The sequence below is a fragment of the Faecalibacterium sp. Marseille-P9312 genome (genome assembly GCF_902497445.1).
Taxonomy (GTDB): domain Bacteria; phylum Bacillota; class Clostridia; order Oscillospirales; family Ruminococcaceae; genus Faecalibacterium; species Faecalibacterium longum.
Genome location: NZ_CABVEW010000008.1, coordinates 61,633 through 79,857, shown reverse-complemented (window position 1 = coordinate 79,857; position 18,225 = coordinate 61,633). Strand labels below are relative to the sequence as shown.

The window sequence follows — 18,225 nt, the reverse complement described above, 5'->3', positions numbered from 1 at the left end:
CACCGAAAGGTGCTCTGCACTCTGGCATTTTTCTTTCTCAGCTTCCCAGCTGCTTCAGGATATTGGCGATCTCATCGTTGGAGTAGCCCTCCTTCAGCAGTTCGCTGCGGATAGCCGTATCGCTCCTGCCCTGCCGGTAGAGACGGGCGGCGCTGTAAGGTACGATGGTGCTGCCTCCGGACGACAGCACTGACCCGCTGCCCGGGCCTCCCGAACTGCCCGCACTCTTTGCCCCGGCGTTTGCCGCAGCCTGCTGGGCGCTCTGGGCTGCCTTGGACTGCTTGAGCGCCCATTCGCCCTTGGCGATATTCAGCTTTTCGCTGGTCGCATTGTTGTTGAACTCCTGCTGGCGCAGGGTGTCCTGATACTGCCGCTCCGCCTGCTCGTTCTTGTACTTCTGCTGGGCAAGGCTGTCCTGCCGCTGGGTCTCCTGCATCTGCTGGTCCCACGCAGCGTCAGCACGCTCGGCCGCGTAGGCGCGGTCTTTGGCATACATATTATACCCGGTGTTGGCCAGCGTACCCACCAGCGAGCCGATGCCGGTGGTCCCGGTGATGGCCAACTGCACCGCGTCGCCGATAACGCCCAGAATGCTCAGCACACCATTGAACGCCTGCTTGCGCTTGGCGATGGCCTGCTGCTCCTGATTGGAATAGTAGCCGTACAGGGTGTCCAGCCGGCCCAGATAGTCCTGATAGCGGCCATAGTCCTGCTCGTAGGCAGCATTGTAGGCGCTGCCCTTCCGGTCGAGCTGACTGTAATAGTCCGACAGCTCCGCGTTATACTGCGCCTGTGCGTTCTGCTCCTGCGTGTTGAGCTGGTCGATCCGGGTCACGACATCGTCGCCCTCACTGTTGTAGGTGTCCAACGCCAGCCGGTAGAGGGACGGCAGGGCGTCGTTCAGCGCGCCCATCTGCTGCTGGTACGCCTGCTGGGCCACACTGGCCGCATAGCTGGAGCCGTAGCCGCCGGTGAGGGCTGCAGCCTGTGCGGCGGCGTCCGCGCTGGCGTTGCGGGCGTTCTGGGTGTACTGCTGGGCATACTGGCGGTAGAGCGGGTCCTGTGCATAGCTGTACTGAAAGCTGTTCCGCTCCAGCAGCTGACCGATGAGGTCTTCGATGCGGCCCTGATAGGCGCTCTCATACTTGCCCGGCCGGTTCTGCTGCCAGTTTCTCAGGTCCGCTGCTGCGTCGATGACGCTCTGTCCGGGGGTGTACACCGCATTTGTCAGTGCATTCTCCACCTCTTTACGGCTGTTCAGTCCCGCCGTTCTGTAGGAGGACTGGACTGCAGGCTGGGCAGTCACATCTTCCAGCAGCTGCTGTTCTTTCTTTTTCTCGGTGCTCATAAATTCTCCTTTCTCACTGGATGCTGTTCAGCCGGGCGCGCAGCGGCTCCGACATATTTTCCACGTCCAGATTGCAGAGCACATATTGTAATTGCTCCTGCATCTGGTATAAGTAGTTGCGGATGGCGCGGGCATCCTCCGCGTCCATGTTCTCGCTCAGATGGGGCAGTCCGATCTTCGAAAGTCCCGTGACACTTGCCATGTTCAGTTCACCTCCTGTGCCAGAATGCCGCCCTTCGCGGCGGCGCTCGTCCGGGTCAGGCTGCGCAGGGTGAGCTGGCCTCTGCCCTTCAGCCGGAGCCGCAGGCTCCCGCACCGCCTCGGCACAAACGGAACATCGATGCAGCGCCGCCCGTCGGCGGTCAGCTGGGCCAGTGTCTCCCACGCTCCGCTGTCGTAACTCACAGCCACCTCGATGCAGCTCTTCACCTCGGCCTCGAGCCGGAGCGTCAGCCGGGAGAGATACAGCTCTTCCGGGCCGTCCAGCCCGATGTTCCCGCTGACGAGCTCGAAGCTCACGCCGTCCTCGATGCCGCCCGCCTGCTGCCAGTTCTCCTCCCGGTCTGCATCTGCGGCCCAGATGGCCTTTCCGTCCCAGAGATAGAGCTGCCCGCCGCTTCCGGCCATCTCGTAGGAGCAGACATCTTCCTCCTGCCAGAGCCCCCGTTCGGTGTCGTAGACCAGCAGCCGCACGGCCTGGGCTTCGCCGCTGCCCCGCACGAGGTGCAGATAATACCGCCCGTCCAGCGCGCCGCCCAGCGCCGACTTCACGTTCCGCAGCCGGGCCGGGTCGAGGGCCGTCGAGACTTTGGTGGGGATGCTGCCGTCCCAGGCCATCACGCCGTCGGGCGAGAGATAATAAAGCGTCTCGTTGATGACGCAGAGGCTCCGGGCAGCGCCCTTTGCCACGCCCCGGCAGCGCAGGCTGCTGAGCTGGAAATCCGAGGGCTTGGAGCCGTAAAGCTTGTGAAGGGTGTTTTCCTTGAAGAAAAGCGCGTATCCCATACAGGTAGCCGCGCCGGTAAATGCCCCGTCGCTGCCCACGGTCACGGCATAGCTGTCGGCGGCAATGCCCCGGTAGGAGAACCAGTTGGTGGGGTCGCCCAGCTTGCAGGCGTAGATGACGTTTTCCTTGTTGGAGCATCCCCACACCCGGTTGTCGCACTCGGTCAGGTAGTCCATGTCCGGCACCCGGCGTTCCAGCTCCACCACCTCTGCCGAGACGAACTCCCGGCTGACGCTGCCGTCCAGACTCACCCATCTTACCGCTGCGCCGGTGCGGGTCAGACGGCCATAGAACCACTCGCCGCCCGGGTCGGCCTTGACGCGCAGAGTATCTGCGCCGGCGTCGTAGACGATGCGGTCGCCGTCCAGCTCGTTCCACTGCCCGGCCTGCTCCGCTGCAGAGCCGGTGAGGGTCACAGTGTCCTCTGCCGCAAAGTCTGTCCCCACCCCCTTTGCCGAGATGCGGCAGTAGTCCAGCACCACCGCCGACCAGTTGCCGGACGCCTTACTATATACTTCCAGCGTGCTCTCGCTGCTCCATGGCTTTTCCGGGTCTTCCACCCGCAGGAAAAGCTGACCGTCCGTCGGCTTGTCGGGTTCAGCAGGGCCGCAGCCGCTCACCTCGTAGACCTTGCCTTCCGCGTCGCAGGGTGCAAACTCCACGCTGGTATTTTTGCCCGACCACACCGCGCCCAGAGCGCTCACCTTCCGGCTGGCAGTGTCGAAAGCCAGCTTGTCCGGGAAGATCAGGATCTTCGTCCCGATGCCCACCAGCGTTTTCTTTCCGTTCTCCACGGCGTCTTTCAGGGTCACTTCCATCTCATCCGTGTCGTCCGGCGTGTAGACGAGGTCTCTGCCGCAGACGGTCAACAGGCCGTTCAGGTGATACATCCCGTTCAGGTCTGCTTCCTCCCGCAGCTTCCGCCGGGGCAGACGGGTGCTCAGGGCCGGGAAATTCCGGGCCGAAAAGTTGATGCCCGCGCTGTACTCTGCCTCGGTGCAGCTGTACGTCTCGTTCAGCCCGCCGAACACCCGCAGCATATTCCGGGTGTTTTTCAGGCCGTTCCGGTTCGAAAGTATCATCTTTCTCCCTCCTTACCAGCGCCAGCTGCAGCCCCGGGCGGGCAGATTCTTCCGCCGCAGCCACGCGGCCAGTTCGGCTAAGATGCTGTTGTACTGGGCCTGCTCACCGGCGTACCGGTCGTTCTCGCCCAGCGCGGCGTCCGTCATGGCGCACAGATAGTGCGGGTACAGGCTGTCGAAGGGCGGCGGCACCAGCAGCACGTCGTCATCCCGCAGACCGTTGTCCCACGCAATGTCCGCGCCCACGCCCTCCCGGCTGTCGGCGCTGCTGGGCCGGAAAAATTTCTCCCGCAGCATCCCGTCCACCTCGCACAGCCAGCGCTGCCGGGTGCGGGCCGCGACACGGCTGCCCGGGCGCAGCTCTTCGGCCCGTTCCATCGCTTCTCCTACCGTCATAAAAAGCCTCCTTTCGCTTTTTCCAAAAAGGCCCGGCAGAAGCGGCCTTCTCCGCCGTTTCTGTCGGGCCGCGTTGTCTTATTTTACTGGGCCGCAGTCTCTGCCGCAGCGATGCGGGCGGCGGTGTACTCGTCCTGCTGCTGGCTGTGTTCCAGCACCTCGGCCACCTCAGGCGGCACTTCCACCTCCACGCCCCGGCGGATCTTGTAGTTCACGCCGTTGACGCTCACGAACAGATCGCCCTTGTACCGGCTGTTGTCCTTGAACAGCCGGATGCGGACATTCTTCTTTTCTGCCATAGCTTCTCCTTTCCGGCTGGCTCAGTTTGCCGCCGCAGTGGTGGAATAGCTGGACACGCTCTCGATGCGCACCATGTACTGCTCCACCAGACGCTCGGCGGCGCGCATACCCTTCCAGCCCACAGAGGCGCGCTGGTTCAGCGGATCGTCGCCGTAGCCCAGCTGCTTGACGATGTGCTCCAGGCCGCCGCCCTCCAGCTCGGTGACGCCGTAGGCGTGGGCGCCCAGCACGAGGGTGCCGAAGACGGCCAGACCCACCGGACAGGTAGCGTCCTTCCAGATCTTTGCCTCGCTGGTCTCGATGAAGCGGATGTTGCCCAGCTTGCCGATCTCGCCGCGGTACATGGTGTCGGGGTCGGCGTACTTGTGGGCCTCGATGAACTCCTTGCAGGTCTTGAGGTCGTAGGCGGCGTAGGGATGGATGATGGCGATGTAGCTGTCGCCGATGGGGTCAGCGTTCATCGCGCCCAGCTGTGCCGCCGCCTGGAAGAACAGCTTCGGGGTCAGGGTGCAGCTCTTGTCCAGCGCCTTGCGGCTGGTGACGGCAGTCTCGGTGCCGTCTGCGGAAAGCTTCGGCGCATAGATGACGTTGGTGCCGCCGGCCAGCACATCGCGGGTGATGCTGTCCATGGTGCGGCCCGCCTGGCTTGCCAGAACGCGGGTGGCCTGTACCACATTGTTGTCGATGGCCGTCATCTGCAGCACATCGGTGAGCGGAGTCCAGCCGCCGTACTGGTGCAGGTCGCTGGTGATGGTGGTCACGTTCAGGGTCTGGCCGTTGGGAGTCACGCCCTCGGTCAGCGGGGTATCGGCCTTGGGCAGGCTGTCGTACTTGCGGAACTCAATGGTCTTGCCGCCGTTCTGGGGTACGGGATAGTAGTCCGCGAACTGGTCATGCACCAGACGGGGCTCTGCCTGGTCGATAAGGCGCTTCTCGTAGAAGGTCTTCATCTCGTTGGTCATGGTGCCGGTGGTGTTCTGCAGGCTGGCAGAAGGGTCGGCAAAGAGCTGGAGGTTCATCTTCAGGTTGTAGCTTTTCATGTCATTTGTCCTTTCTGTTATTCATCGATTCTTGGCTCCCCTATTAGGGGAGCTTCGCGAGGCGCTGACGAAGTCAGACCGACGCGGTGAGAGGTTAAAAACTGATCTTCACCCCGTGCATCGCACGGCGTTCCAGTGCCTCACGCTGGGCGCGGGTCATGCTGGCCACATCGGCCCGGGTGATGGCCGCACCGCCGGGGCTGGTACCGTTTTCCGCCGGGCGGGCCGAACGCTGGCGGATGCGCTCCACGACGCCCTGCTCCACGGTCTGGGCGGTCTGACGCAGAGCGTCGTTGTAGTGGGCCAGACGATAGGCGTCACCCATCCGCATCCCGGGCAGCTCCATCAGGCGGCGCATCTCGGGGTTCGCCAGCTCCTGCTTGAGCGAAAAATCCGGCACGTCCCGGCGAAGCATCGCCTCTTCCGCCGCCCAGCGGGCGTGGAGGGCGCGGACGGTGTTCGCGCCCTCTCTCAGGCCCGGGACGGGCGGCAGCGGCGCAGGGCGTTCGGGCGGTGCAGGACGCTCTTCCGGCTCCTGCACTGCCGCCGGTGTCGGCACATCCGAAGCTTCCCGGCCCTCATCCGCCTTCATAGTCCCGGAGGCGATGGCCTGCTGAGCCTGTGCATGGCTGAGGGCAGGAGCGGAGGGGGCGGCGGCATCGCCGCCCTCCGAGGCAAAGAGCTGCAGATCCACCATCGACTGTTCTCCCCGTCCGCTCAAATCGGCGAAGCGGACATTGTCCGGGTAGCGTTCTGCCAGCAGGGCAAAGCCCGCCTTTGCAAATTCGAACGCCCCCTCCACCCACGGTTTCTGGGGTGCTGCCGCCGTCACGGCCAGACGCGGGCCGTCCGGCTCGTCCCACACGCCGCTCCTGGTGCCTTCCTCGCCCGCCAGCAGGGCGCAGAGGGTCTGCATCAGGGTGCTGGCCCCCGCACACACGATGTCCTGCCCGGCGGGGGCATAGCCCGCGTGGCCCGAAGCTTCCAGCCGGCAGGTGGGGCCTGCCGGGCCGTCCAGCTCGGTGTAGTTTACTTTTATCATCTCATTTCTCCTTTCTGCGTCTTCATCGCCCTCGCCATCGCGGCCGTGCTCAGCTCCTGTGCCGGGCCGCTGAGCTTGGGGGCTTCGGACTTTTTCTGCACTTCCAGCAGACCCGTCAGCTGGGCCATCTGGGCCTGCATCTGTGCCAGCTGCTGGGCGAGGGTGCCGTTCTGGCGCACCCGCTGGCGAACCTTTTCGATGCCCTCAAAGTCCATCATTTCCAGCGCCGCCAGCGCGGCGTCGGCGTTGGCCGGGGCGAAAAAGCCCAGCTGATAGCACTCCTTGGCCGTCTCGTTCTGCGACAGGCGGGAGAAGGTGGACTTTTTCTCCGCACTCACCACGATGTCGAACACCGGCTCATGACTGCCCAGCTCCACGCCGCCCACGACTCTTGCAGGCTGGGCGCGGAGCACCTGGCCCGAAAAGCGGACGAACTCGCTCTCGCCGCTCTTGCCGGTGATGCGGAAGATGCGCTCCTCGTCGTAGAACTGCCTCATCAGCTCAATGATAAGGCAGCACTCTTTGGCAAATGCCCTGTAAGCGCTCTTGAGCATATCCCGGCTGAGCTTCGAACCCGCCTCCTGCAAGGCCGCGATGGCCGAAGCTGCCGTCACGCCGCCTGCGGTGCCGCCCTGGGTCATGTCGCGGTTTCCGCTGATCTCCTTCAGCTCCTCGATGCGGCTGTTGCGGTAGCTCAGGCTGTTGCCCTGCAGACCCGCCGTCTGCAACGGCCGGAAGCTGTCGTCGTTCAGCCGCCCCACCACATGGATGATGTCCCGCGACAGGTCCGTCAGCTCTTCCTCATTGACGCCCGCCGTGTCGCTCAGCACATACCGCTGGCGGGACGAGAGCAGGACGTTCTCGTCCATGGCGTGGTTCATCTTGTCGATGGCGGTCTGGCACTCCTTCATCACATCGATGTACCCGAAGCCCGCCGGGCTGTCCTCTTCCATGAACAGCGCGTCGAACACAAAGGGATACTTGCCGTGGTCGTAGAAGCCTCTTTCGGCCAGCGCCGGGTCGTTCTCGCTGGCGTAGAGCACCACGCCATTGCAGAACTTGCAGTAGTGCAGGATGCTCCTGCCCTCGGGGGAAAGCTTTTTGTAGTACCAGTCCACCACGACGCTCTTGTCGCTGGTATCAAGGCCGCCGTCGTGGATGTAATGCGGCACGTCCAGCACGCTGGCAGTGTGTCCGGCCAGCTGGGGCCAGCGGCTTTCCAGCTGAGCCGTGTCGGTCAGACTCAGCGAGAAAAAGTGGGGCGACGCCTGAATATCGTCCACGCCCGGCTCCCAGTAGAGCATCAGCAGGTTCATGGGTCGGATGGCGATCTCGCCCACACCGCCCCGCTGCTCCGAATCCCAGAACACGCCTTTGACTCCGGTCCCCTGCTTGAGCTTGCGCCACCAGGTGTCGCTGTACACCTGCTCATAGTCCGCCTGTTCCAGCACCACGGGCAGCACGCTGGAAAGCGCCTGTGCCGCTGCCTCGTCGTCCTCGGCACGGGGCAGGACGTTGGGACTGGGGTAGTTGTCCATCGCGTCGGCATGCTTGTTGGCGATGGAGTTGAACAACCAGCCGCTGGACGGCTGGGGTTTGCCCTCCATCATGGGGTTCTGGTAGTTCTTCCAGTGTCCCATCCGGAACCACAGTTCGTTGTCCACCAGGCGCTTGTCCAGCGCGGCCTTGCCCGCCTTGTACCGCTGCAAGATCTGCGCAGCCTCAGCCACCTCTTCCGGCCCGATGGGCAGTTTTGTTGCTTCATCCATAGTATTCGTTTTTCTCCTTCCTGCCCTCTGTTGCAGGGCTTTGTCTTTCACGCCCCATCGGGCTTTTTCCGTCTCACACAAAGTTGACCGGCCTGCCAATGCCTCTCCCTTTGGGAGAGGTGTCACCGCAGGTGACGGAGAGGGAAAGCCTGTCTCCCGAGAGCCGCCGCACAGTGATAGGCAGCCCCTTTGTCAGAGTGATACTATCGTCGGGTCTGTACTTCGCCGTCAGCATCCTCGCCCTCTCAGTCTCGCATTCGCTCGCCAGCTCTCCCAAAGGGAGAGCCTTTACACCCTCAGAAATTTCGCCTTCCGATGCAGCTCCAGCGGGTCATCCAGCACCGGCGGGGCCGATGTATGCCGGGGCGGCGAGATGGGATTTTCCATCAGCACATAGCGGCACTCATCGTAGATGTGGTCTTCCTGCCGGGTGTCGATGTCCTCCACATTGCTCTCGTCGTACACAAGGTTCGGGATGGTGCGGATGAAGTGCTTGCAGGTATTGAACACCTGCAGCATCGGCCTGCCCTCACCGTCAAAATTCAGCCGGTAGTGCATCTGCATCTTGCCCGCCAGACGGGTGTGGTCGCCGGGCATCCAGTGCAGAAAGTTCGGCCCTCGCTCCATCATGGCGGCGATGCTCTCGCCCCGGCTCTCGTCGAAGATGGCCGGGTCGGCGATGCCCTGAATGACTCTGCCCCGGAGCACCGGGTCGTTCTGCTCGGCCTCCCGGATGCGCCGTGCCTGCTCCACCGGGTCGATGCGCAGACCCTCGTTGGGGCGTCCGGTGCAGCCGTACAGCTCCTTGATGCGGTAGAGCCGCCCTTCCTCGTCCGCCGCGTACCACCCCACCGAGAACGGCTTCGAAAAGCCGAAATCGTATCCCCGGTAGATTTTCCAGTGCTTCGGGATGGTGAACGGCGCGATGACGTGGGTCCAGCGCTGGTCTTGGTAGTGGTTCGGGTCGTTCCGCCACTCGGTGAACACCTGCCCCGAAAAGCTGTCCCAGCTGCCGTAGAGCAGCGCCTGCTTTTCGGCCTCCGGCATGGCCGCAAGGCTGGCCAGATAGTCCGGGTCATTTCCCAGAAGGGCTGGGTTATCGAAGATGCTGGACGGGATGAACCCCCGCGCCCGCCGCAGCACCTTTTCGGTGCCGTCCGGCATCCGCACCGGGTATTCCTCCACGATGGGGGTGCCGGGCGGGGCGGGCGTGATGAACCGCGCCTTCACCCAGCCGTGGCCCACCCCGCCGGGGTTGGTGGTGGCCCGCAGATACACCCGGGTGCCGGGGCCGGTGGGGCGGTTGCGGCTCATCATGTAGCTGTACTCCTCCCACTCGAAGTGGGTCAGCTCGTCGAACCCGATGAAATCGAAGGCTTTGCCCTGATAGTTCGTCCGGTCTTTGGTGTACTGCATCGAGCCGAAGTAAATTTTTGCCCCGCTGGGGAAGACCCACACATGGCTCGTGGCGTTGTACTGCGCCTCCGGGAAGGCCCGGCGGTAATAGCTTTGACTCTTGTCCACGAGGTCGGAAAGCTGCGGATAGGTCTTGCGGAGGATGAGCGCCCGGTAGTGCGGGATATGTACCTGCCGCAGCGCCTCGATGACGAGGGCGTCGCTCTTACCGCCGCCTGCCGCGCCGCCGTAAAGTGCTTCCGGCTCCGGCCTCCGCATAAATTCCATCTGCCTCGGCTGAGGCCTCCACACGACGCCCGCATTCTTGTTTTCTGTCGTCATACATCCTCCACCGGCGGCAGCAGCACCACACCGCATTCCCGCCCTTCTGCGTCCACGCCCTGGTCGTTCAGGGTCTTCGACACGCCCGCCAGATCTTTCAGCACGGCAGTCGCTTCTTTCAGTCCCTTCATGATGCCGGGGTCGGTGCTGTTCTCTCTGCGGGCCGTGCGCTGGCGGGCGTTCAAATCTTTCACCTCCTGCGCCAGCATGGTGCTCAGGGTGTCGGTGGCTTTCCGGAGACTTTCCAGCCCCTTGGCCGCAGCCTGCTTTTCCTGCCCCATCCCGCGTTCTCACTTCCTTTCGTTCTGTCGCTGGCAAAAGGATACCACACTTTTCTCCGCCGCAGGAGTACATACTTTTTTCCATCAAGTTCGTATTTTACCGCATATTTTATCCTGTAAGTAATATCTCAGAGCAGCAAAAATCCCCTGCCTGTGTTCTTTTCCACAGACAGGGGATCTTTCACTCAATTTTCTGCGCAAAGTCTCCGGGAGACTCTCTGCGTATTTTTACAGGGTCTCCACCCGGTCAAACAGCTCCTTTGCGGCCTCCACAGCCTCCTTGCTGCCGAAGACCACCCTCACGCCCTTCTCCATCCGGGCCGACAGGTCCGCCGCCTCGGCCTTGAGGGCGGCAGCATCCACACTGCACAGGCTCTTGCGCTCGGCGGCAGTCATCTCGTCGGTGATGCCGCAGAAATATTTGCAGTCGGTAGACGCAGCCTCTTCCCGGGGCTTGCGCGGGGTGTCCAGCTTTGCTGCTGCGCCCACGATGAACTCGTTCATGTCCTTCTCGGTGTAGTCGCGGCCTGCCAGTTCTGTCGGCCCCTTTGCGAAAGTCTCATAGCTTTCTTTCAGGTGCGGGTCGCGGTAGGTGTAGAGATATTCGGTGCCGTCGTTCTGGGTCACCATGCCGGTACCATACGCGCCGCCCACCTCGCGGATGTTGTGCCACAGATACTCGTAGCTCATCACCCGGGCCAGCACCTTCCGCTCCAACCGCCGCTCCATGGGCCAGACCAGCACATCGTAGTTCACGCCGCCGTCGATGATGAAGGCCTCGTTCACCGGAGCTGTCAGCTCCTCCGTGTAGGGCTTTGCCTCTCCGCGCTTTTCTGCCGCGAAGGCACTGCCCGGCAGAAGCTTTTTCAGGGTATCCAGCGCCGCGTCGCTGCCGTGGAGGCTGACGGTCAGGGCGTTCTTTTTCAGCACGCTTTTCCACAGCTCTTCCATCTTTTTGCCCAGAGCGGTCCAGTCGGCCTTTTCCAGCAGCTCACAGAGATAGTGGTAGTAGCTCACGCCGTTGCAGCGCTCACTCAGTGCGGATTCCACCGAGAAATGTGCCGCCGCCCGCATGGCGGCGAAGGCGTGGCCCTCCCGCAGGAACTTCTGCTCCATGAGCAGCTTCTGCTGGCTTGCCACCCGCTCCATCGCAGCTTCGGCCTGCGGGCCGCTGAACGTTGTCTCATACAGCCACTCGCTGCCCAGCTCCACAGCCTTTTCGAGGCTGCGTTCCAGCATACTCATCCCCACGATGAGCTTGGCGTGGCAGGGTCGGCCTTCCTGCCGTCCCGTCCAGCAGTCCATCCACGCACCACTGCTTCCCAGCCAGGTGTTCCGCAGAGTGTTCAGTTCCCGGGCCGTGTGCTTTTCGGTGTCCAGCTCATCCATGACATCCGTGAGCAGATGCAGGCAGGACATGTCTTCCGGTGCCATGCCGCCCAGATCATAGTAAAGGTACAGGTAGGTATTGCCTGCCGAGGGGTGGTGCAGCAGTTCTGCACCCGTCAGCAGCTCCTTGCTGCCCGGGGTCTGCTTTTTGCCCTCGCCGAGGTCGGCGGCTGTCAGCGGATGGTCCAGCACCAGCTTGCCGTCGGTGCGGGCGGCGCGCCCCTCTTCCTCTTTCCTGGGCAGGGTCGGCACCTGGATGATCTCCACCGGCGCAGGCGCGAACAGCTCCCGCAGCAGCTCATTGAACCAGCCCTGTTCCAGCTTCTCACGCAGGGAAGCGAACAGAGCGTTCGTGTGGAGCAGCAGGACCGGGTCGCCGGTGTGGAGCCAGCCTGTAGATGCATTGATGGCGTCCAGCACGCCGTCCGGGATACTGCCTGGCCGCTCAAGGGAAGCGAACTCGGTGGAGTTGAGGCTTGCCATCAGAAGCTCCTCGGGGATGCCCTTTTCGAGGATGCCGTCCACGGCCTTGCGCACGGCGGCGGCAAATTTGCCCGCTGACTCTTCCGTCGCGCCCCGCAGCACAAGCTCCAGGGTCGGCTGCAGCGTGCTGTCATCGAAGCCCACGTCGATGTCCGCGCCCAGTTTTTCTTCCAGCAGGGCGGCTTTCAGAGGCGCCTGGTTCGTCCCCAGCAGGGCGTCCAGCAGGATCTCCACGCCCAGCTGGCGCTCCCGGTCGCTGAACGCACCGGTGTACCACGCCAGCGCACACTGAGCCTCGTCCGGCTCCGGCTTCTCGGTATAGTACGGGATATTCCGCTTCGCACCGACCTGCTCGTCCTGCACCGTCAGGCGGGGGCGGCTGGCGCTCTTGGGCATACGGCTCAGATACTGCTCGTCGAGGAAGGCCAGCTTCTCGGCCATGTCCATCTTGCCGTAGAGGGTGATGCAGCAGTTGTCGGCACTGTAGTGGCGGCGGTAGACCCGCACATACTTCTCATAGGTCAGCGCCGGAATGGACGCCGGGTCGCCGCCGGAGACGAAGCCGTAAGCCGTATCCGGGAACATTGCCCGGCTCAGAGCGTTCTGCAGCTGTGCGTCCGGCGTCGCCAGCGCCCCCTGCATCTCGTTGTAGACGACGCCGCTCACCGTGCCGTCTTCGTCCCGGTGCCAGCCCTCCTGCTCGAACACGCCCTTGTCCACCATGGCCAGCGGGCAGAACACCGCGTTGAGATAGACGTCCATCAGGTTCTTGAAGTCCGTCTCGTTGGGGGTAGCGAAGGGATACACCGTCTTGTCCGGGAAGGTCATGGCGTTCAGGAAGGACGCCATGCTGCTCTTGAGCAGCTGCAAAAACGGCGACTTCACCGGGTACTTCTCGCTGCCTGCCAGCACCGAGTGCTCGAGGATGTGGAACACGCCGGTGTCGTCGGAGGGGAAGGTGCCGAAGCCGATGCCGAAGGCCTTGTTGTCGTCGTCGTTTTCCACCAGCAGGACAGCCGCCCCGCTGACGTCATGGGTCAGCACGGTCAGCGTTCCGTGCTGTTCGGGGCAGTCCTCGTGCTTGACGAGGGTGTAGCCGGGATATTGTTTCATGGTCTTGCTCCTTTGTATTTTCTGGATTTTGATTCTATTGTATCATCCTACCCGCCAAAACACAATGAATGGTTTGTGAATCATAACTCGCTGGTAAACAAAAAACTCTGCCCTGTCCGAAGACAAAGCAGAGGTCAAAACGATTTACACTGTCTCACCCTGACGGCACGACACCCTGAACAGCACGAATCCCACGATGAACAGCACGATGAGGGAGCCGACGCCCACATTGGCGCTGCCGGTGAGCTGGCTTCCCACGCTGACGATCATGGTGCCGAGGAAGGATGCGCCCTTGCCGCAGATGTCGAAGAGGCCAAAGTATTCGCCCGACTTTTCCGGCGGGATGATCTTTGCAAAGTGGGAGCGGCTGAGCGCCTGTACGCCGCCCTGGAACATGCCCACGATGACGGCCAGCACCCAGAACTGCCACTGCCGGGTCAGGAAAAACGCAAACACCGCGATGCCCGCGTAGGCCGCGATGCACACCGGGATGAGCTTTGCCGAGGGGTACTTGTTCGACAGCCGCCCAAAGATGAGGGCCGACGGGAACGCCACGATCTGGGTCACAAGAAGTGCCAGCAAAAGGCCGGTGGTGTCCAGACCCAGCGCCGTGCCGTAGGCCGTCGCCATGTCGATAATGGTGTACACGCCGTCGATGTAGCAGAAGAACGCCAGCAAAAACCAGAACACCTGCTTATCCTCCGGCAGATGCCGCAGGGTATGGCCGATGCGGGCAAAACTCTGCCGGACAGCGTGCTTTTCCACCTCCACATAGTGGAGCTGTTTATAACTTTTCAGCAGCGGCAGGGTCGTGAGCAGCCACCACGCCGCCGTCAGCAGGAGTGCCAGATTCAGCGCCGTCATCTGGCTGATGCCGATGCTCCCCGCCCCCAGCACAAGGCCGAGACAGACCACGAAGGGCACGCAGCTGCCGATGTATCCCCACGCATAGCCCCGGCTGGACACTTCGTCCATCCGCTCGGGAGTGGTCACGTCGCTGAGCATCGAGTCGTAGAACACCAGGCTGCCCGAAAAGCCCACCTTCGCAATGACGAAGATGACCAGAAACGGCAGCCACGCCGACGCCGCGCCCATGGCGCAGCAGCCCACGATGCCCACGAAGACGCAGAGTATGAAGATAGGCTTCTTGAAGCCCTTCGTATCGGCCACTGTTCCCAAAATGGGGCTCAAAACAGCCGTGATGACGGTCACAGCCGAGCTGGCATAGCCCCAGTAAGCCAGATACTCCACCGAGCTCAGGCCCCCGGCTTCTGCCAGCGCGTTGAAGAAAATGGGGATAAGGGTGGCCACCATCAGCACAAAGGCCGAGTTGCCCACGTCGTACAGGATCCAGTTCCGCTCCAAGCTCGTCAGGCGGAATTTACCGCTCTTTTCCATCCGGTGCTCCTCTCAGTTCTCCCCAAACGTATGCTGATACTCCGCCCCAAGCGGCTTGTTCTCTGCATACTCTTCGATGAGCCTTACCGCCAGCGGCACAGCCGTTTTATACAGCTCTTCGAGCTTCTGGCTGCTCTGGACGCATTTGGGGTTCGGCTGCGGGTTTGCTACAAGGCCGTGCATGAACTCATACTTGCCCGCGACGCGCATCCCGGTCAGCACCACCCAGCGCTTGACGGGGTTCGCCGCCTGCAAAAGATGATGCACCGTTATCATCCCCTTCATCGCCGCCAGCGTCTCGTCCACCGTGACGCCCTCGTAGAAGGGCGCGATGACCTCGGCCCGCTCCCGGCTGGGCTTGATATGGCTGGCCGTGAAGAACTTTATGGGGTCGAGGCCGTCTTCCCGCATCAGGGCGTTGTCAAACTCCGTCTCGATCTCGCAGTGTCCCACACCGCTCTCCCGGACATAGGCCTCCACATAAGGGTGACAGGTGCTGTCCAGCGCGAAGTGGCAGACAAAGCCCAGCGCATAAGCCAGTGCGGCGCTTTTATCCGCTGCATTTTCCACCACGGTGCGGGCGCGGGTGAAAAACACCTCGCCCTTCTGCTCGTGCATGGCGTTGCCCAGACGGTTCACCGGGTTCGACTGCAGGGCCTTGTAATAAAACATCAGGTCCGGCCCGTGGAGACCCATGTCGTAAAGCTCCCGGTGCTGTTCCAGCGTCGCGCGCAGACCGTCCGGCAGCAGGGCCAGAACATCCGCACCAAAGCGGCGGTGTGCGTAGGTAGAAGGCATGATACCGCCCCTTTTCGTTTATTTTTCGTAGCCCTGCGGCAGCTCGTTCTTCAGGCCGCGCTCCATCAGGGACCTGACAGCCTCTGCCGCACTCATGCCCTTGTTGACGATGGCGTTGACGGTCTGGACGATGGGCATTTCCACCTGATACCGCTCGGCCAGTTCCAGCGCAGCGGGCAGGGCGTTCATGCCCTCGACCACCATGCCGACTTCCTTGACGGCATTTTCCGGGGTCTCGCCCTTGCCGATGAGGATACCGGCGCGGTTGTTGCGGCTGTGCATACTGGTAGCCGTCACGATGAGGTCGCCGATGCCGGCCAGACCTGCGAAAGTGTGGACATTGCAGCCCATCGCCACGCCCAGACGGGCGATCTCGGCGATGCCGCGGGTGATGAGGGCAGCGCGGGCATTATCGCCGTAGCCGAGGCCGGTGGAGATGCCGACGCCCAGCGCGATGACGTTCTTCATGGCGCCGCTCAGCTCTACACCCTTGATGTCCTCGTTGGTGTAGACGCGCATGACATTGTTGGTGAAGACCTCCTGCACATAGGCAGCGGCCTCCATATCCTTGCTGGCCGACACGATGGTGGTGGGCAGGTCGATGGCCACTTCCTCGGCGTGGGTGGGGCCGGACAGGGCCACAAGGCGCACGCCCTTCGGGCCGCCCTCCTTGCCCAGCTCATCGGCCAGGATCTCGGTCATGGTGTACAGGGTGTCGGGCTCGATGCCCTTTGCCACGTCCACGATGATCTGGCCGTCGGCCACATAGGGCCGGGCCTTTGCCGCCGTGGAGCGGACGAACACCGACGGCACTGCGAACAGCAGGATGTCCTTGTCCTTGCAGACTTCCTCGATGCTCTTGGTGAACCGCAGCTCGTCGGGGATCTTCATCTGCGGCAGGTTGGGATGCTTGCGGGTGGTGGAAAGGTTGTCGATCTCCTTCTCGATGGCCGACCACACCAGCACATCATTCCCGCTCACAGTCAGCATCCGTGCAAGGGCCATGCCCCAGGTGCCAGCGCCCAGAATACCAATACGTTTCATCACGTTTGTCCTCCGTATCCGCCGCGCTCCCGTCTGGCGGGGCGTGCGGCCTGTTTGTACCTTTACAGGTCTATACAGCTCTATTGTACCCGAAAGCTTCTGCCGCGTCAACTACTCTGCCGTTCTGCACAAAGTCAGCACCTGTTTTTCGTCCATTTCGTCTATACCATGCAATTTTTCGAAACCATTTGCGTTCATTTCCAAATCATGTTATAGTATTCTGGTAGGTTTTGTAGGATTTTCATTTTTTCCTCTTGACTTCGACCCTGCTTTAAGGTATATAATATGTCCACCCACTTGTCCTGTCTGTTTATTCAAATTTTGAAAAAGGAGTATCCATGCTGGAAACACTCTTATCCAACCGCACCGTCAGCGTGCTCTGGGAGGCTCTTCCCCGCATCCTCTCGGCGGGCCTCACCATGACCATCCCCCTCACCCTCGTCTCGTTCACCCTGGCGATGGTGCTGGCGGTGGCCGTGGCGCTGGTGCAGTACGCCAAAGTGCCGGTGCTGAGCCAGCTGGCCCGGTTCTACATCTGGGTCATCCGCGGCACGCCGCTGCTGGTGCAGCTTTTCATCATCTTTTACGGCCTGCCCAGCGTGGGCATCATGCTGGACGCTTTCCCGGCGGCAGTCATCGCCTTCGCCTTCAACGAGGGTGCATACTGCGCCGAGACCATGCGCGGCGCACTCGAGAGCGTGCCGCAGGGCCAGCTGGAAGCCGGCTGCTGCGTCGGCATGAGCTGGTGGCAGATCATGCGCCGCATCGTGCTGCCGCAGGCCCTGCGTACCGCCGTGCCTGCCCTCTCCAACTCCCTCATCGGCATGATCAAGGACACCTCTCTGGCCTCCAACATCACGGTAGCGGAGCTGTTCATGGCCGGCCAGCGCGTCGCCGCCCGCACCTACATCTTCCTGCCCATCTACTGTGAGGTGGCTGTGGTGTATCTGCTGTTCTGTACCGTCATCACCAAGCTGCAAGGGCTGCTGGAGCGCCAGCTCAACGCCCACGGCTTCCAGTAAGAAAGGAGTGCGGCTGTTATGGCAATGTTAGAGATACGCGGCGTCCACAAATCCTTCCATACTTACGCAAAGCCCGGCGTCCATCCCGGCATCTTTGGCCGCCCCCCCAAGCCGACCAGCAGTCTGGACGTGCTGCGCGGCGTCGATTTGACGGTGGAAAAGGGCGACGTCGTGGCCATCCTCGGCCCTTCCGGCTCAGGCAAGACCACCCTGCTGCGTTGTCTCAACTTTCTTGAGACGGCGGACGCAGGCCAGCTCACCTTCGACGGCGAGACCTTCGACCTCGCCCACGCCGACCGCGCCAGCATCGCGCGGCTGCGCCGCAAGACGGCATTCGTCTTCCAGAACTACGACCTCTTCCGCAACAAAACGGCCCTGCAGAACGTCACCGAGGGCCTCATCGTCGCCCGGAGGATGCCCAAAGCGGAGGCTGATGCCGTCGGCATGAAGATGCTGGAAAAAGTCGGCCTCGCCGACCGGGCCGACTACTACCCCCGTCAGCTGTCGGGCGGTCAGCAGCAGCGCGTGGCCATCGCCCGCGCTCTTGCCTCCGGCCCCGAGATCATCTATTTCGACGAGCCCACCAGCGCCCTCGACCCGGAATTGACCGGCGAGGTGCTGGCCGTCATGCGGCAGCTGGCACAGGAGGGCATGACCATGCTGGTCGTCACCCATGAGATGGGCTTTGCCCGCAACGTCTCGTCCCGCACCGTCTTCATGGAAAACGGCGTCGTGGTCGAGGAAGCCCCCTCGCAGGAGTTCTTCGCCCATCCCAAAGAGGCAAGGACCCGTGAGTTTTTGCAGAAAATCTCCCATACGGAAGCCTAAAGCCTCTCCCTTTGGGAGAGGTGGCATTGCAAAGCAATGACGGAGAGGGCAAGCCGCCTGTGACCGAGTTACCGCACAGCGATATGCAGGCTCTTTGTCAGAGCGATACTATCGCCGCACTTATGCTTCTACATCAGCGTCCTTGCCCT

General features: G+C 62.3%; 16 protein-coding genes. 2 read left to right on the top strand and 14 right to left on the bottom strand.

Annotation, left to right across the window (positions count from 1 at the left end; translation table 11 throughout):
* Positions 1-37 precede the first annotated feature (37 nt).
* The 14 genes from F3G95_RS07905 to F3G95_RS07840 form a co-directional block, all read right to left on the bottom strand.
* The gene (locus F3G95_RS07905; protein WP_149794531.1) at positions 38-1,348 is read right to left on the bottom strand and encodes a cell envelope biogenesis protein TolA; all 1,311 of its coding nucleotides are present in this window, start codon (positions 1,346-1,348) and stop codon (positions 38-40) included.
* Between the two features lie 13 nt (positions 1,349-1,361).
* The gene (locus F3G95_RS07900) at positions 1,362-1,550 is read right to left on the bottom strand and encodes a hypothetical protein (RefSeq protein ID WP_149794530.1); all 189 of its coding nucleotides are present in this window, start codon (positions 1,548-1,550) and stop codon (positions 1,362-1,364) included.
* 2 nt (positions 1,551-1,552) lie between these two features.
* Complete coding sequence (locus tag F3G95_RS07895) at positions 1,553-3,436, bottom strand: hypothetical protein (RefSeq protein WP_149794529.1); 1,884 nt, start codon at positions 3,434-3,436, stop codon at positions 1,553-1,555.
* 12 nt (positions 3,437-3,448) lie between these two features.
* The gene (locus F3G95_RS07890; protein ID WP_149794528.1) at positions 3,449-3,832 is read right to left on the bottom strand and encodes a hypothetical protein; all 384 of its coding nucleotides are present in this window, start codon (positions 3,830-3,832) and stop codon (positions 3,449-3,451) included.
* An 83-nt stretch (positions 3,833-3,915) separates the two neighbouring features.
* Positions 3,916-4,131: a hypothetical protein gene (locus F3G95_RS07885; RefSeq protein ID WP_015565805.1), complete on the bottom strand. Its 216-nt coding sequence runs from the start codon at positions 4,129-4,131 to the stop codon at positions 3,916-3,918.
* A 21-nt stretch (positions 4,132-4,152) separates the two neighbouring features.
* Entirely contained in the window at positions 4,153-5,172 is a 1,020-nt protein-coding gene (locus tag F3G95_RS07880; RefSeq protein WP_243130329.1) for a N4-gp56 family major capsid protein, read from the bottom strand.
* Positions 5,173-5,266: 94 nt separating this feature from the next.
* A complete protein-coding gene (locus F3G95_RS07875; RefSeq protein WP_149794527.1) occupies positions 5,267-6,214 on the bottom strand; it encodes a ribosomal-processing cysteine protease Prp in 948 nt (315 codons plus the stop codon).
* Positions 6,211-7,983, bottom strand: a complete 1,773-nt coding sequence (locus tag F3G95_RS07870; protein WP_149794526.1) for a hypothetical protein — start codon at positions 7,981-7,983, stop codon at positions 6,211-6,213. Before F3G95_RS07870 ends, F3G95_RS07875 begins: the two co-directional genes overlap by 4 nt.
* 288 nt (positions 7,984-8,271) lie before the next feature.
* Positions 8,272-9,720, bottom strand: a complete 1,449-nt coding sequence (locus tag F3G95_RS07865; RefSeq protein WP_149794525.1) for a terminase family protein — start codon at positions 9,718-9,720, stop codon at positions 8,272-8,274.
* Entirely contained in the window at positions 9,717-10,001 is a 285-nt protein-coding gene (locus F3G95_RS07860; protein ID WP_149794524.1) for a chemotaxis protein, read from the bottom strand. The genes F3G95_RS07865 and F3G95_RS07860 overlap by 4 nt, the downstream gene beginning before the upstream one ends.
* A gap of 228 nt (positions 10,002-10,229) precedes the next feature.
* A complete protein-coding gene (locus F3G95_RS07855) occupies positions 10,230-12,986 on the bottom strand; it encodes an insulinase family protein (RefSeq protein WP_149794523.1) in 2,757 nt (918 codons plus the stop codon).
* Positions 12,987-13,130: 144 nt separating this feature from the next.
* Positions 13,131-14,384 (bottom strand): MFS transporter, encoded by a 1,254-nt coding sequence (locus tag F3G95_RS07850; protein ID WP_149794522.1) that lies wholly within the window; start codon positions 14,382-14,384, stop codon positions 13,131-13,133.
* Positions 14,385-14,396: 12 nt separating this feature from the next.
* Positions 14,397-15,182, bottom strand: a complete 786-nt coding sequence (locus F3G95_RS07845) for a zinc dependent phospholipase C family protein (RefSeq protein ID WP_149794521.1) — start codon at positions 15,180-15,182, stop codon at positions 14,397-14,399.
* 18 nt (positions 15,183-15,200) lie between these two features.
* Positions 15,201-16,226, bottom strand: coding sequence for an NAD(P)H-dependent glycerol-3-phosphate dehydrogenase (locus tag F3G95_RS07840; RefSeq protein ID WP_149794520.1), 1,026 nt, complete (start codon positions 16,224-16,226; stop codon positions 15,201-15,203).
* 338 nt (positions 16,227-16,564) lie between these two features.
* Here F3G95_RS07840 and F3G95_RS07835 point away from each other — a divergent pair, with 338 nt between their 5' ends.
* Together F3G95_RS07835 and F3G95_RS07830 are read left to right on the top strand one after the other, a co-directional pair.
* On the top strand, positions 16,565-17,248 hold the full coding sequence (locus F3G95_RS07835; protein WP_149794519.1) for an amino acid ABC transporter permease: 684 nt from the start codon (positions 16,565-16,567) through the stop codon (positions 17,246-17,248).
* An 18-nt stretch (positions 17,249-17,266) separates the two neighbouring features.
* On the top strand, positions 17,267-18,076 hold the full coding sequence (locus F3G95_RS07830) for an amino acid ABC transporter ATP-binding protein (RefSeq protein ID WP_149794518.1): 810 nt from the start codon (positions 17,267-17,269) through the stop codon (positions 18,074-18,076).
* The last annotated feature ends 149 nt before the right edge of the window (positions 18,077-18,225 follow it).

Excerpts from the sequence above, each read along its gene's own strand:
- F3G95_RS07835 (WP_149794519.1), top strand. The coding sequence starts at position 16,565 with ATGCTGGAAACACTCTTATCCAACCGCACCGTCAGCGTGCTCTGGGAG.
- F3G95_RS07845 (WP_149794521.1), bottom strand. The coding sequence starts at position 15,182 with ATGCCTTCTACCTACGCACACCGCCGCTTTGGTGCGGATGTTCTGGCC.
- F3G95_RS07890 (WP_149794528.1), bottom strand. The coding sequence starts at position 3,832 with ATGACGGTAGGAGAAGCGATGGAACGGGCCGAAGAGCTGCGCCCGGGC.
- F3G95_RS07905 (WP_149794531.1), bottom strand. The coding sequence starts at position 1,348 with ATGAGCACCGAGAAAAAGAAAGAACAGCAGCTGCTGGAAGATGTGACT.
- F3G95_RS07865 (WP_149794525.1), bottom strand. The coding sequence starts at position 9,720 with ATGACGACAGAAAACAAGAATGCGGGCGTCGTGTGGAGGCCTCAGCCG.
- F3G95_RS07850 (WP_149794522.1), bottom strand. The coding sequence starts at position 14,384 with ATGGAAAAGAGCGGTAAATTCCGCCTGACGAGCTTGGAGCGGAACTGG.
- F3G95_RS07860 (WP_149794524.1), bottom strand. The coding sequence starts at position 10,001 with ATGGGGCAGGAAAAGCAGGCTGCGGCCAAGGGGCTGGAAAGTCTCCGG.
- F3G95_RS07900 (WP_149794530.1), bottom strand. The coding sequence starts at position 1,550 with ATGGCAAGTGTCACGGGACTTTCGAAGATCGGACTGCCCCATCTGAGC.
- F3G95_RS07885 (WP_015565805.1), bottom strand. The coding sequence starts at position 4,131 with ATGGCAGAAAAGAAGAATGTCCGCATCCGGCTGTTCAAGGACAACAGC.
- F3G95_RS07875 (WP_149794527.1), bottom strand. The coding sequence starts at position 6,214 with ATGATAAAAGTAAACTACACCGAGCTGGACGGCCCGGCAGGCCCCACC.
- F3G95_RS07880 (WP_243130329.1), bottom strand. The coding sequence starts at position 5,172 with ATGAAAAGCTACAACCTGAAGATGAACCTCCAGCTCTTTGCCGACCCT.
- F3G95_RS07830 (WP_149794518.1), top strand. The coding sequence starts at position 17,267 with ATGGCAATGTTAGAGATACGCGGCGTCCACAAATCCTTCCATACTTAC.
- F3G95_RS07895 (WP_149794529.1), bottom strand. The coding sequence starts at position 3,436 with ATGATACTTTCGAACCGGAACGGCCTGAAAAACACCCGGAATATGCTG.
- F3G95_RS07840 (WP_149794520.1), bottom strand. The coding sequence starts at position 16,226 with ATGAAACGTATTGGTATTCTGGGCGCTGGCACCTGGGGCATGGCCCTT.
- F3G95_RS07870 (WP_149794526.1), bottom strand. The coding sequence starts at position 7,983 with ATGGATGAAGCAACAAAACTGCCCATCGGGCCGGAAGAGGTGGCTGAG.
- F3G95_RS07855 (WP_149794523.1), bottom strand. The coding sequence starts at position 12,986 with ATGAAACAATATCCCGGCTACACCCTCGTCAAGCACGAGGACTGCCCC.